Source organism: Nostoc sp., from assembly GCF_036917935.1.
GTDB lineage: Bacteria > Cyanobacteriota > Cyanobacteriia > Cyanobacteriales > Nostocaceae > Nostoc.
This window is the reverse complement of sequence record NZ_JBALEL010000068.1, coordinates 38,430-51,006: the sequence shown is the minus strand read 5'-3', so window position 1 is coordinate 51,006 and position 12,577 is coordinate 38,430. Positions and strand designations below refer to the sequence as shown.

Annotated in this window: 11 protein-coding genes and 1 pseudogene; 6 read left to right on the top strand and 6 right to left on the bottom strand. The window is 40.5% G+C overall.

The window, feature by feature from the left end; genetic code table 11:
• The first annotated feature begins 158 nt into the window (after positions 1–158).
• Both V7K62_RS29825 and dcm read left to right on the top strand, forming a co-directional pair.
• Positions 159–443 carry a DUF2470 domain-containing protein gene (locus V7K62_RS29825; RefSeq protein ID WP_334870601.1) on the top strand — a complete coding sequence of 95 codons (285 nt, stop codon included), beginning with the start codon at positions 159–161 and terminating at the stop codon, positions 441–443.
• Positions 444–646: 203 nt separating this feature from the next.
• Positions 647–1,987: a DNA (cytosine-5-)-methyltransferase gene (gene dcm / locus V7K62_RS29820; RefSeq protein WP_334870599.1), complete on the top strand. Its 1,341-nt coding sequence runs from the start codon at positions 647–649 to the stop codon at positions 1,985–1,987.
• On the opposite strand, the gene V7K62_RS29815 is transcribed toward dcm, so the two are convergent.
• The 3 genes from V7K62_RS29815 to V7K62_RS29805 all read right to left on the bottom strand — a co-directional run bounded on the left by V7K62_RS29815 (position 1,958) and on the right by V7K62_RS29805 (position 4,099).
• The gene (locus tag V7K62_RS29815; protein WP_334870597.1) at positions 1,958–2,128 is read right to left on the bottom strand and encodes a hypothetical protein; all 171 of its coding nucleotides are present in this window, start codon (positions 2,126–2,128) and stop codon (positions 1,958–1,960) included. The two genes, dcm and V7K62_RS29815, sit on opposite strands and share 30 nt — an antisense overlap.
• An 82-nt stretch (positions 2,129–2,210) precedes the next feature.
• Positions 2,211–3,005 (bottom strand): Tab2/Atab2 family RNA-binding protein, encoded by a 795-nt coding sequence (locus V7K62_RS29810; RefSeq protein WP_334870595.1) that lies wholly within the window; start codon positions 3,003–3,005, stop codon positions 2,211–2,213.
• A 287-nt stretch (positions 3,006–3,292) separates the two neighbouring features.
• Positions 3,293–4,099, bottom strand: a complete 807-nt coding sequence (locus tag V7K62_RS29805) for an ice-binding family protein (protein ID WP_334870593.1) — start codon at positions 4,097–4,099, stop codon at positions 3,293–3,295.
• 145 nt (positions 4,100–4,244) lie between these two features.
• Here V7K62_RS29805 and V7K62_RS31695 point away from each other — a divergent pair.
• A pseudogene (locus V7K62_RS31695) lies at positions 4,245–4,322 on the top strand (ribbon-helix-helix domain-containing protein); the annotation flags it as partial.
• 131 nt (positions 4,323–4,453) lie between these two features.
• On the opposite strand, the gene V7K62_RS29800 reads toward V7K62_RS31695, so the two are convergent.
• Together V7K62_RS29800 and pheT are read right to left on the bottom strand one after the other, a co-directional pair.
• Positions 4,454–4,723, bottom strand: coding sequence for a YciI family protein (locus V7K62_RS29800; RefSeq protein WP_334781486.1), 270 nt, complete (start codon positions 4,721–4,723; stop codon positions 4,454–4,456).
• 98 nt (positions 4,724–4,821) lie between these two features.
• Complete coding sequence (gene pheT / locus V7K62_RS29795; RefSeq protein ID WP_334870592.1) at positions 4,822–7,272, bottom strand: phenylalanine--tRNA ligase subunit beta; 2,451 nt, start codon at positions 7,270–7,272, stop codon at positions 4,822–4,824.
• 235 nt (positions 7,273–7,507) lie between these two features.
• Here pheT and V7K62_RS29790 point away from each other — a divergent pair, with 235 nt between their 5' ends.
• Positions 7,508–8,533, top strand: a complete 1,026-nt coding sequence (locus tag V7K62_RS29790; protein WP_334870590.1) for a hypothetical protein — start codon at positions 7,508–7,510, stop codon at positions 8,531–8,533.
• A gap of 355 nt (positions 8,534–8,888) precedes the next feature.
• Here V7K62_RS29790 and V7K62_RS29785 read toward each other — a convergent pair whose 3' ends face one another.
• Positions 8,889–10,295 carry a response regulator gene (locus tag V7K62_RS29785; protein WP_334870588.1) on the bottom strand — a complete coding sequence of 469 codons (1,407 nt, stop codon included), beginning with the start codon at positions 10,293–10,295 and terminating at the stop codon, positions 8,889–8,891.
• Positions 10,296–11,043: 748 nt separating this feature from the next.
• Between V7K62_RS29785 and V7K62_RS29780 the strand changes: the two genes are divergently transcribed.
• Both V7K62_RS29780 and V7K62_RS29775 read left to right on the top strand, forming a co-directional pair.
• Positions 11,044–11,718, top strand: a complete 675-nt coding sequence (locus tag V7K62_RS29780; RefSeq protein WP_334870586.1) for a vWA domain-containing protein — start codon at positions 11,044–11,046, stop codon at positions 11,716–11,718.
• Between the two features lie 50 nt (positions 11,719–11,768).
• The gene (locus tag V7K62_RS29775) at positions 11,769–12,551 is read left to right on the top strand and encodes a PP2C family serine/threonine-protein phosphatase (protein ID WP_334870584.1); all 783 of its coding nucleotides are present in this window, start codon (positions 11,769–11,771) and stop codon (positions 12,549–12,551) included.
• Positions 12,552–12,577: the final 26 nt, after the last annotated feature.

The following is a 12,577-nucleotide window of genomic DNA, read 5'->3' as shown; positions in this document are numbered from 1 at the left end:
ACTTATCAAATATATACAACGGCAATTGTTTTTCAGATATCACTTATAACAACGATGGCGTAAGACCAGCTTTTTCTGCTAATTTGAAATATCAGCGAATTTCATCTACTTAGCTGAGAATTTAGGCTCTTGCCATATTGATCACTTTCAACTTCACAATGTCTAAGAATTTCTCTGCTGAAATTAGTTCGCGCATCTGCAAGCACATGAATGATGATCATACAGATGCTGTAGTTATTTATGCTAAAGCCTTTGGCGGTTTTACAGATGCTAGCGCAGCCGAAATGATGTCAATTGATGCACAGGGTATGGATTTAACAGCGCAAGTGAATGGTGAAGCTGTACCAGTTCGCATCCAGTTTGATCATGTTTTAGCAGATGCGGAAGATGCCCATCAAACTCTGATTGCTATGGTGAAGCAGACGCGAGTGAAGGCTAAGTAGAAATCGCTTTAACTTAGATCCAATCTTGTTTTGCGTATTTATTTTCTCAAAACTCTAATTATTCATAGTATGAAATATTACTTATATTAAATATAATTAACTAGCTATACTGAGGTGATGATAACGTATTGTAATACGGCACAACCATCTTGATTTTCTCAAGTAATCGTACTAAAGCTTGGGATAAAAGTAACTTAATATCTATGCATAAAATTCGGTTTGTTGATTTATTTTCAGGAATAGGGGGAATTAGATTAGCTTTTGAACAGGCGGCTGATTCTTTAAATATAGAAAGTGAATGCGTTTTAAGCAGTGAAATTAATACTGATGCTCAATTAGTTTATGAAAAAAACTTGGGTCATACAGCTTTAGGTGATATTCGATTAATTGATCAACTACCAGAACATGAATTTTTACTAGCTGGATTTCCTTGTCAATCATTTTCTCATGCTGGCAAAAAAGAAGGATTTGTCGATACACGAGGCACACTATTTTTTGAAATAACAAGATTACTTGATACCTATAAACCACAAGCTTTTATTTTTGAGAATGTCCGAGGGCTTTATAGTCACGATCAAGGGCGAACCTTAGCAATAATTAAGCATAAAATTCAAAAAAGAGGTTATAGTTTTCATGCTTTTTTACTCAATAGTGCAAACTTTGGCTTACCGCAAAATCGTGTCCGTATTTATCTGGTAGGAATTTTAGATGCTTCTCCCACTTTTGAATTGATTTCTGATGTGGGACCAAAAGATTCCCATTCATATAACCCTCAGCAGTTATCTTTATTTTACCCACCCAAAAAATCTGTAACTGTTGCCGATATTTTGGAAAGTAATCCAGATGAAAAGTATGATTGTTCACAAAGTTTTGTTAATGCCTTAAAACGAATATTTAATAATGATTTAAATCGCTTGCATGGGATAAGATTGATTGATTATCGGGGTGGAAACTCTATTCATTCCTGGGATTTAGGATTGCGTGGCGAGTGTAGTGCTGAGGAGATTCAACTAATGAACCGTTTTATATTAAAGAGACGTAATAAACAATTTGGACAGGAACAAGATGGCAAACTATTAACTCAGGAGCAAATAGCTAGCTTTTTTGAACATCCCAATTTAGGAGAAGTTTTGAATTCGCTGGTTACCAAAAAATATCTAAAACTTATTAATGATAAATATAAACCTCTGTCGGGTAACTTTTCATTTGAAGTTTATAAGTTTGTAGATCCAAATAAGATTTCGGTAACGCTGGTTGCTAGCGATGCCAATAGATTGGGAGTTTATCACAATCAGAGAGTACGGCGACTAACTCCGCGAGAAGCTGCAAGGCTACAAGGTTTTCCTGATAGCTTTATACTTCATCCTAATGATCATAAGGCTTACCATCAGTTAGGAAATTCTGTGAGTATAAATGTAGTCAAAGCTGTGGCCCAGGAAATGATTATAAAAACCTTATATTCTACTCAAGAAAGAATAGATAAATCTGGGCGTTCACTTTATTCCCTAACACCCCTAAACCACAAATCCCAGAACTACATTTAAAGCTGTGTGAATAAGTTCCCAGTACTCTGACTCCAGCACACCCAGCAAACCCAAAATCCGACTATGGCCAACAGCACGAATTTGCCCAACATCAATAAAACGGTCTTGGTCTAGTCCATTATTTGGTGTTGCTATAGACACCTAGTGCCTTGTAGTCAGACATCGCTTTAATCTATTTCTTTAGCTATATAAATTAAGCGGACAAATATTTTGGCAATTAATATCAATATTCTGTGCGTAATAACCAAAAGCCGCTATAAGTCATACCAGAATCATCGGGTTGAACTAACAAAAAATGCAATCCTCGGCTTTGCTGTTTTCGCTGTTCAAATGCTTGGGCTGCTGTTGTAACTTCTGGATCTTCAAAAGTGGCAACAATCCATCTATCCACTAAGCCAGCTTCTAATATTAAGCCATTCGGTGCGCCAGATATGTAATTCAAACCTACGGGACGGGCTTGCTGCAACCACCGTGCTAGGCGCATTGATTGCCGTCCACCATAAATTACTACACCAGGGACGGGTACTGTTGATGCCAAACCCAAATTAATCGGTTTGAGATGTTCTGGGATGTGCAAAATGGGAATGGGGCGATCGCTAAATCTGGTTTCCACATCACCAGCAGCTAAAGTCGCAAAACGCCATTGTTCTCCCCAGAGGTTTTCTGATAATGGTGCTGGGGGTGGTTTATCGAGCGTTGAGGGATATTGCTTTTCTTGTAACCACTGCTTCAGTGCCAAAGTGTGGGGGGTAGGTTCGATATTAATACCTAAATTGCGTCCAGCCGCCTCAATTAAACTTAGAGACTGAGGACGAAATACTTGAATCACATCTGGCAATTTTTCACCAGATGCTAACTCAAATTGAGCCGCAACCCAATTAGAATTTGCTGCTGACTGGAGACAGCTAGCTTCATACTCAAAGCTGCGAGTTGCGTCACAAATCAACAACTCCCATAAAATTTGTCCAGATGCATCTGGCAACGGACGACGATAAAAATCAGCCTGCCAAATTTTCATAAGTGGGGAGTGGGGCATTCGTGAGAGATTAAGATAAAATGCCTTTTATCAATCAGTTAAAATACTCAAAACAGTCTTAATAAGAATGATAATCGGCTATGGGGAGAGGGGGATGAGGCGAACGTCGCTCGCCTCATCCCCCTCTATTTAATTATTATTATGCTTTTGATAAAATACTGGTAACATTTTAAACAGATAAGTCTGATTAACAATTCGGGGCCTATCTTTTTCTACCATAGATTGCTACACTCTTTGCCAATCAAGTATTTCAAAAAACTATTTGCAACCTACCACCCTTTTCTAAATCTTTTGCTGAAGGCGAATAATAGACCCACCATCCCGGAGCCGATAACACCAAGTGATGAGTCAGGTTCTGGAACCTCTGCTGCTACTTCCTGTGGCTTTGTATAGCAGGTGCTGGAGACCTTGTTGGTATCCATCGTCACGGCACCATTTTGCGCCAAGGCTCTACCGCACTCAATGTTTACGCCAGTAGTCAGGGTGATGCTCGTGAGCGCTAGAATATTTCCCATGAACTGAGTGCCAGTACCGAGAGTCGCGGAGCTGCCGATCTGGAAAAACACATTGGGAGCTTCACCGTTGGTCGTGACAACAGACGAGTCGCTTGCGGTGGTGAGCGTGCTGGCTATCTGGAAAACGAAGAGCGCATTGGGGTCGCCTTGATTGTCGAGCGTGAGTTTTCCTGTCAACTGAGCCGATGAGCTAAAAGAATAGACGCCAGGTGTGAGCGTGAGTCCACCCAGATCCACACCAGTCAACTCCTTAGTGGGACTCAATTTTGCTAAATAATTGTACGCACTTGCATTATCCAGCTGAGCCTGAGCCGCAACTGCATCAGATGTGAATATCGTTCCGTTCACGATTCCTGGAGAAAAGCCAGTGGCTGAAGAACCTGCGTTGACACCCAGAGATTGCATGATGACGGACGGGCCAGTATTAGTCACCGTCGAGCCACCCAAGACCCCGAAGTCATTCGCCGTTCCAAGCAGAGAACCGGCTTTTGCTGGAGCTTGAAAACTGGAGAATGCAACGATTCCCAAGAGTATCGCGTACTTATAGTTCATTTTGAACATTTAGTTTTTAAGTGTTATCATTTATTATCTGCTTGTCTTAAGAAATACAAGTGTGCTTGATCTCAAAGAAAAAAATTGTGTTTTATTTAACCTTTACACAATCTTTAGGGTTGTATAAAGGCGGGATGAATTTGCACTTGACAAAGACCGAAGTAGTCAAGGATTGCTGGCAGAAGCTTTAAATGATTTATTTGAAAAATATGGCAGGAGTCCGATTGCTTAAGCTTGTACGAAAAATTAAATAGATTTTTATGCAGTATTAGTTGACTTGGGAGACGTGGTAGCTGATGAATTAGCTTTACCATTTGACAAAAGTCCATTTCCCTTAACCTGTCAAGAATGCCCCATACCAATTTAAAAAGCCTGAATCCATTCTTTGACAGAATATTCAGTCCAGATGCCATTTTTCCAGTACGGGTCATTTTCAATCAACTGGCGCACAGTGGCTTCGTCTTCGGCTTCGTAAATCCCAAAAATTTTTGTGACATCCTTGGTGGGGCCAATAGTAATCAGCACACCGGATTCTTTCTGTTTTGCTAATCCGTCTAAATGAGCTTGACGGTGGGGGGCGCGTTTTTCGAGAACGTCTTCGCAGTAAGTTCCCCAGAGTACATATTTAGGCATAGCTAAGACTATTTTGGATTTTGGATTTTGCAGGCAGTGCATCGGGGAGTGAGGAATTATTAATTTCTCACTCCTAGCAAATGACAAACGACAAATGACTAACTTCTCAAGTTGACGCCGAATTTTTCCACCAAGGCTTCGCGAACTTTATTGTGTACTGGTTCAACTTCTGCCTCAGTCAGAGTCCGATCGCTAGCCCGATAAATTAAGCGAAATGCTAAACTCCGCTGTGCTTCGGGGACATTTTCGCCACGATATTCATCAAATAATTCCACCGATTCGAGCAAATCTTTACCAGCTTTGGTAATTACTTTTTGAATTTCGGCAACTGAGATTTTCACGGGTGCGAAAAAGGCGATATCGCGATCGCTAGCTGGATAGGTAGAATAGGGCTGGAATGTTGGCACAAGGACTTCATCTTGTTCTAGAGAATCTAAAAGTACATCTAGATCCAACTGGAAAACATAAACGGAATCTGGTAGGCCTTTTTCTCGTCGCAATTGGGGATGGAGTTGCCCAAAAATTCCCAGTCTATTACCCCGAATCCACAGGGAAGCGGTACGTCCTGGATGTAAGCGATCGTCGCGGCGATCGGGTTGAAATTCTATTTCCAAGGCAAGTTGCCGAAATACACTTTCTAAAATGCCTTTGGCTTCAAACCAGGTGATGGGTTCTTCGCGTCCACTTTTTGACCATTTGCCAAGAGTGCGATCGCCTCCCACAATCCCCGCCAGGGCTTCTGTTTCTTGCAAACCGTCTTCTTCTAGCCAGAAAATTTGCCCGATTTCAAAACCGTTGAGCGCACCATTACCCTGCTCTAAATTGTATTGAAAGGCATCAATTAACCCAGAGATCAAATCGGTTCGCAGCGCTGAATATTCGACAAATAAGGGGTTTGACAGTACTATGTTTCTGTCTTCTCCTGGTTTGACTAAAGAATAGTGGATTAATTCTGTCAATCCTTCAGCCCGGAGGAAAGCTCGTAACTTGCGAATCAATTCTTGATCTAAAGGCAGATAGCCAGCTTCAGCTTTTTCTGGTAAGGTATCACAGAATTTGTTGTAGCCATAGAGACGGGCAATTTCTTCAATTAAATCAATTTCCCGCTCTAAGTCGCGGTAACGATAGGGTGGGACAGAAACTGACCATGTAGGTTGATGGGTGCTATCTTCTCCTGAAGGAGTTAATTTACATCCTAATGCAGTCAGGATGCGCTCAACATCTTGTTCTTGGAGTTCACCTGTGTCCTCTTCCAAATCGATCGGCCCCAGTATTTGATTAACTCGGTCTAAACGCAATGCGATCGAACGACTCCAAGTAGACGGTTCGGGGCGGGTGTCGGCAATTTCCTGCTGGACAAGAATTCCACTGGCCAATTCACTAATTAAGGATAAAGCACGGCGATTAGCTACTTCCAACTCAGCCCGGTTAACTCCCCGTTCGTATCTGCCAGAAGCCTCACTTCTTAAACCTGCGCTGCGGGAAGAACGGCGAATTGCCACGGAATCAAATAAAGCTGCTTCTAAAACTAGGCTTTGAGTCCCTTCATGGACTTCTGTTTCTTCCCCACCCATGACTCCCGCCAGTGCAATGGGTTTTTCGTTGGCGGTAATTAACAAATTTTGGGTTGATAAGGTGCGGGTTTGTCCATCCAGGGTTTTGAGGGATTCTCCAGCAGTGGCGAAGCGAACGCCGATGGTTAAATTTTCACTACTTGCAAGAGATTGTAGGCGATCGCAATCAAAGGCGTGCAGTGGTTGTCCCCATTCCAACAAAACGTAGTTAGTAATATCCACCACATTACTGATGGGACGTACCCCAGCCGCCCGCAAACGCTGTTGCAACCATTCGGGAGATGGAGCAATTTTTACCTGTTCAATTACCGTACCAATGTATGCAGGACAAGCTTGGGTATCGGCGATTTTTAAAGCTAAATTTCCGGCATTTTTGGGAATAGAAACTTCACCAGGTTCAGGAATGCTCAACTTTCCGCCCGTCAAGGCTGCTACTTCTCTAGCTACGCCTACCATACTCAGAGCATCAGCGCGATTAGCAGTTGCAGTCAGGTCTAAAATTACATCATCTAAACCTAACAACGGACGCACATCACTACCCAATGGTAAATTTTCCTGGGTAAAAATATGAATTCCGTCTACATCGGTGGGCAAACCGAGTTCCTTTAAAGAACAAATCATGCCCTGAGATGCCACACCACGCAGTTTTGCAGGTTTAATTTTTAAATCAATCTTGGGTAAGTAAGTACCCGTAGTAGCCACTGGCACATAGATATCTGCCTTCACATTCGCAGCACCACAGACAATATTTAAAGTCTCATCTGCACCGATATCGACTTGGCAAACACTCAATTTATCGGCGTTGGGATGGGGTTGACGTTCTAGCACTTTCCCGATAACAACGCCATTTGCCCAAGTGCGGCGGTCTTCAATCTCTTCAACCTCAAACCCTGCCATTGTCAGGGTTTCGGCTAATTCTTCTGGACTAAGTTTTATCTCTACTAGTTCGCGCAGCCAATTTAGAGAAATACGCATGGAATCTGCTTGTTTTAGGAATCGTCTTTTGCTCTCATTTTAGGGTGCCTACTAGCGATCGATGGCTACTCGTCCCGCAAGGCGTACCCTTTCACTTGAACAATCCTACTACGTTAGACTGGCAGAACAATATTATTGAGGCAGAAATTTGTGGTATGGAGTTACAACAAAGGTGTATTTTCAGGTTATGGACGGCTTTGAAATATTATCGTGTATCGTTCTTAAGCTTTTAATTATGCAAGAAAACAATGAGTTTGATAGGCTTGTAAATAAAGTTAAACCTCTCGTCAAAAGTTGGACTCGCAACCGTAGTGGCTTTGGGTCTTTTCAGCATTACAAAAAGCTTTTATGGCATACTGCACTTTTAGTTAAAAAGTCCGGTATCTTCGTGTCACCAAAATCATTATCAACTCCAATATTTTTAAAACCAGATTTATTGCGTCTATTCATTAGCAACTACAGAGATTTTTATGAAAATATTTTGACGAATCCAAACACATTTCAGCCTACTACAATCTGGGCATTATTTTGGGCACTTTCAACAGCCGAGCATCAGTTTATGTTCAGATTTACTCCATTTTGGAGTAATGAGGAAAGGCTAACTGGTCATTTTGTTTCTCAAATTATGGAGAGGCTTGAAGATTTTGGTGTTCATTGGAGGCAATTAACAGAAGTAACACAACCATCTTTGTCTGAGATGCAAGTTTATTATGCAGATACTGCGAATGAAAGTCGAGAGGCTTTTACAGGTGCAGATTTTGGTCTTATCATTCAAGCACGTTATGAAAACCAACCAGAGTTCTTTAAGGTTGCACGATTTCAAGCCAAGAAAGTTGAAGGAGGTAGCGCTGGTATCAATTTAGAACAAGTAGAAGCGCTGCTCCAACATGAGAAACTTGGCTATTTTCTCTTCTATCATCGTTTCGATATTAAAGAGTGGACACCTCCTCCAATTGTAAAACCAGCAGATTTTTATCAAACGCAATTAGAGGAATTTAAAACAAATAAAAAGAAATACATAACAGATCCTATGAACGGTTACGAAAAATGTTGGGATTTTGCATCTTTTGTAACGTTTGGTTTAGCTGATCCGGCTTCCGAATACGGAGTTATCGAGTCTCGTGCAGACGATGCAGTTTCAACACTTATGGCAGTTGATACAAGCCAATTGAAAAAAACTACTCGAGTGATGATTATTTCTATTGGTGATAATGTATCTGTTGTTGATTGGGAGCAGTTATTTAGAGAGTACGGGGAGTAAATATAACTTTGTTCCAAGTTGCGATCGCCTGGTATTTTAACATCCAAATAGCTAATAGGGTGGACGTTACAATGCTAATTCCGCAAGGGTCTATTCATACATCCACTCCGACGCTGTTGCTTGTAGTGATAATCATCGTCGTATTAAATCGTGTCAAATAGCTCCAAAATTTTCAGTTGCTTTCAACGTTGCACATACTCTCGTAATGCCTCTTCAACAACAGCATCCTTAGTTGGATGACCACCAAGTTCGAGAAGCTCTCCTTAATTAAGTTTTCGTCAATTTCGAGATTAGTAGTCATGTGTAGATTATCGCACAAAGGAATGTGCAGTAAAAACTCATTGGAGTAGTTAATTTAAGTCAAATGCATAAAGACTATTTTCAGTAATTCGGCGCGAGTAAACGGTTTAGTCAGATAGCCAGAAGCCCCTACTAATTTCGCTTTTACTTTGTCTACAATTCCTTTACTACCAGTGACAAAGATGATCGGAGTCTTTTTAAAGATGGAATTATTTCGTATAATCCGGCACAACTCATAACCATCAATTCCTAGCATGTTTAAATCCAGCAAAATTAAGTCCGGTTTGTGCCTTATAATTGACAAAACGGCTTTTAGTGGATCGTTAATAGTCACTACGGAAAAATTTTCATTTTCTAAGAAATAGCTAATTTCTTTGAGAATTGTAGGGCTATCATCTACAGAAACGATTTTGTGGACTTTTTTTACTGTTACAGTAGCAGCCGTTACTCTTTGGGAAGTAGAATTTATGTTATTTGATATTGTTGGTTCCTGAAAGTTTTCTTTTGGAGGAGTGGAAATCTCTGGTAATCGCTGAACAGCAGCTATATTCTCTTCAGAAATATTTGGGTAAGAATTGACGGTGGTACTTAGTTCTTGTTTGGTGTCAACTAACTCCAGAATCAATTTTGAGAAAAGCGTAGGCGTAGCCCGTCGTAGACATTGCTCCTCAAAAATCTTTGGTAATTTATCATAAGGTGGATCGGGTTCATGCAAGATAATCGCACCCTTAAGGATGTAAGGGTATAAATTGCGAGCTAGTTGGATTTCATCTTGATTTAAAATTGCAGCCAGATGACACAGGCTAAAACCCTTCATCCAGTTAATTAAATCTGGCTGGAGGTTTGGTAAATCTTGGCGATCAAATTTGCTGTTAATCAACAGGTATGGACGTTGATATGGAGAAGAAATTTTCGGTACAAAAGCCTGCCAATTCTGTAATCTTACTTGGCAATGGGCGAGAATTTTTTCTACATCTAGTCTACAAATTTTGGGCATTCTATTAGGTGGATCTGTTAATTCATAAGTACCTTCTTTGATGAGCAAAAATGATTCAATCACCTCTTTAACTAATTCTTGAACCAGCGTTGCTGCTTGTGTAGAATGTAGATGTTGTTGACTAACAAGCCAGGATATAGCCTGATACTCAGGAGGATGACTTCTGGAATTGCTGTCATCTTCGATTAACTGACTGTGTGAGTCAGGTTCAAACATCAGTCGTACTTGAACACGAACCTCACTAGTAAGGAGTGGAATTTGGTAGCTGAGGCGTCGCAAATGGCGTTCTAATCGATCAAAGGGTTCCACGGAATGGGTAGCGTAAGTTATTTTCCCCTGTTCTAAGTAAATCGACCAAGAAACTGAGTTACTCAATACTTGTAAACAAGTACTGTCGGAGCAATTAGATAACTGTCTTAACAAACTTAGAGGACGTAGTTTGGTGAATGTACCTGAGGTATTCATATTTTTCAAGTTTTTTTGCGGAATCAACAACCAAACATTTGTAGATTGAAAATATCAGCTATAAAGTATTCTCTTCTTTGTAATATTTCTCTACGCACAAATTATTTCCTTGAAAACATGTACATATATTAAAAATTGTAAGTTTTATAACTCTTTTGTTACATTTGGTACGGTTTACTTAATTTATCTCAAAAAACAAGTAGGTATGAATAAAGGTAAACACTTATCATAGCTAGACTATCAGTAGATGTTGCTTACTTGTGGATTTTACTAACTACTGACAACTTTTGAGTGAAGACCTTAATAATGACGTTTATTTGTGCCCACTCACTTCAAGAGGCAAATTTGATTCTAAGTTCGCGCAGTTACACTGGTATACTTCTAGAGTTAATCAGCTTAATTATGGTTAATTGCTTTTCTGTAAAGGAAGAATTCTTCTACATAAAATCTTTAAAAAGTTATCTAGGAAAGTTTACGTATTTATTGTACTGTAGGTTTAATGGATATAAATTTTTGGTAGATACATTACAACAGGTAATGCTGGGTTTTGATAAACTCTTTTTTGCTAAACTAAGCTTTGCTCAAGTTCATCTTAAATATATAGAAAACTTCATGAAAATAATTTGTTTAATAAAGATTAGAGCATCTACCACTAGATACTATATTCTGTAGTCGCCTCGGCGATTCAAACAATATACTCTGAGCAAAGGAAAATAAAGCTTTGGACTTTAACATAACACAAAAAGTTATGCACGATACATTAAGACTTGATGAAGTAGTAGAATTTGCTGAGAACCCAGAACCACGTTGTCCTTGTGTACTTTTATTAGACACATCTGGGTCGATGCAAGGAGATCCGATTGAGGCTTTAAATCAAGGTTTACTAAGCTTAAAGGATGAATTAGTCAAAAATTCCTTAGCTGCCAGACGGGTGGAAGTGGCGATCGTCACTTTTGATAGTAATATCAATGTAGTACAAGACTTTGTGACTGCCGATCAATTCAATCCGCCTATTTTGACAGCACAGGGCTTGACTACGATGGGTGCGGGAATTCATAAAGCTTTGGACATAATTCAAGAGCGGAAATCTCAGTATCGTACCAATGGGATTGCTTACTATCGTCCTTGGGTATTTATGATTACCGATGGAGAACCGCAAGGCGAGTTAGAGCAAGTGGTAGAGCAAGCATCCCAGCGCCTACAGGGAGATGAGGCGAACAAGCGCGTAGCATTTTTTACAGTTGGTGTAGAAAATGCGAATATGACGCGTTTAAATCAAATAACTGTACGTACTCCCCTAAAGCTTAAAGGATTAAATTTTATCGAGATGTTTGTCTGGCTATCAACTAGTATGTCGGCTGTTTCTCACTCTCAAGTGGATGAACAGGTAGCACTACCGCCGATTGGTTGGGGGACTGTTTAATTAAAAATTGCAGCTTGATGTTTACACAGCTAGCTGCTGGAAAAAAATCTATGAACATATCAAAACAGATTGCTCAATGGCGGATTGTGGCTGCATCTGTATGTGGTACAAGTCACTTAAAAAACAATCAATTATGTCAGGATGCTCATCACTGGCAGATATTGTCAGATAATGTTTTAGTGGCGGCCGCAGCAGATGGTGCGGGTTCTGCTAGCCTTGGGAAAGTGGGAGCGATGGTTGCTGTAGAGACAGCAATAGAAAACATTTCAACCATTGGGCTGACCCGAAAAAGTTTGAGTGATGATGCATTAGTGCGATCGCTCTTAAATGATGCCATACTAGCCGCCAAAAAAGCTGTGGAGGATGAGGCGGCTACTTGTGACAAACAGCCTCAAGATTTAGCAACTACCTTAATTATGATGGTTGCCACACCAGAAGTTGTAGCTGTGGTGCAAATAGGTGATGGTTTGGCAGTGGCAAAAGATCGTCTGGGCAACCTGCTGGCACTGACTATGCCAGACAGCGGTGAATACATCAACGAAACCACTTTTTTAACTTCGCCTCATGCCTTAGATACAGCACAAATGAGACTATGGCGCACAGACATAGTAAACGTTGGTATCATCACCGACGGATTACAAATGCTGGCTTTGAATATGGTTGTTGGCGAACCTCACAAACCGTTCTTTTTTCCGCTGTTTGAATTTGTCGCCAATACCGAGGATAAGACAGAAGCGAAGGAGCAATTGGTAAAATTTTTACGCTCAGAGCGGATTACGCAACGCACTGATGATGATTTAACACTCATTATAGCTGCATTCAACGACTCATGAGCAATCGATTTACAGGTTTCACATCT

Bases quoted from the DNA above. Each gene is read 5' to 3' on its own strand.
- V7K62_RS29825 (WP_334870601.1), top strand. From the start codon at position 159: ATGTCTAAGAATTTCTCTGCTGAAATTAGTTCGCGCATCTGCAAGCAC.
- dcm (WP_334870599.1), top strand. From the start codon at position 647: ATGCATAAAATTCGGTTTGTTGATTTATTTTCAGGAATAGGGGGAATT.
- V7K62_RS29785 (WP_334870588.1), bottom strand. From the start codon at position 10,295: ATGAATACCTCAGGTACATTCACCAAACTACGTCCTCTAAGTTTGTTA.
- V7K62_RS29800 (WP_334781486.1), bottom strand. From the start codon at position 4,723: ATGCCTAAATATGTACTCTGGGGAACTTACTGCGAAGACGTTCTCGAA.
- V7K62_RS29810 (WP_334870595.1), bottom strand. From the start codon at position 3,005: ATGAAAATTTGGCAGGCTGATTTTTATCGTCGTCCGTTGCCAGATGCA.
- V7K62_RS29780 (WP_334870586.1), top strand. From the start codon at position 11,044: ATGCACGATACATTAAGACTTGATGAAGTAGTAGAATTTGCTGAGAAC.
- V7K62_RS29805 (WP_334870593.1), bottom strand. From the start codon at position 4,099: ATGTTCAAAATGAACTATAAGTACGCGATACTCTTGGGAATCGTTGCA.
- V7K62_RS29790 (WP_334870590.1), top strand. From the start codon at position 7,508: ATGCAAGAAAACAATGAGTTTGATAGGCTTGTAAATAAAGTTAAACCT.
- pheT (WP_334870592.1), bottom strand. From the start codon at position 7,272: ATGCGTATTTCTCTAAATTGGCTGCGCGAACTAGTAGAGATAAAACTT.
- V7K62_RS29775 (WP_334870584.1), top strand. From the start codon at position 11,769: ATGAACATATCAAAACAGATTGCTCAATGGCGGATTGTGGCTGCATCT.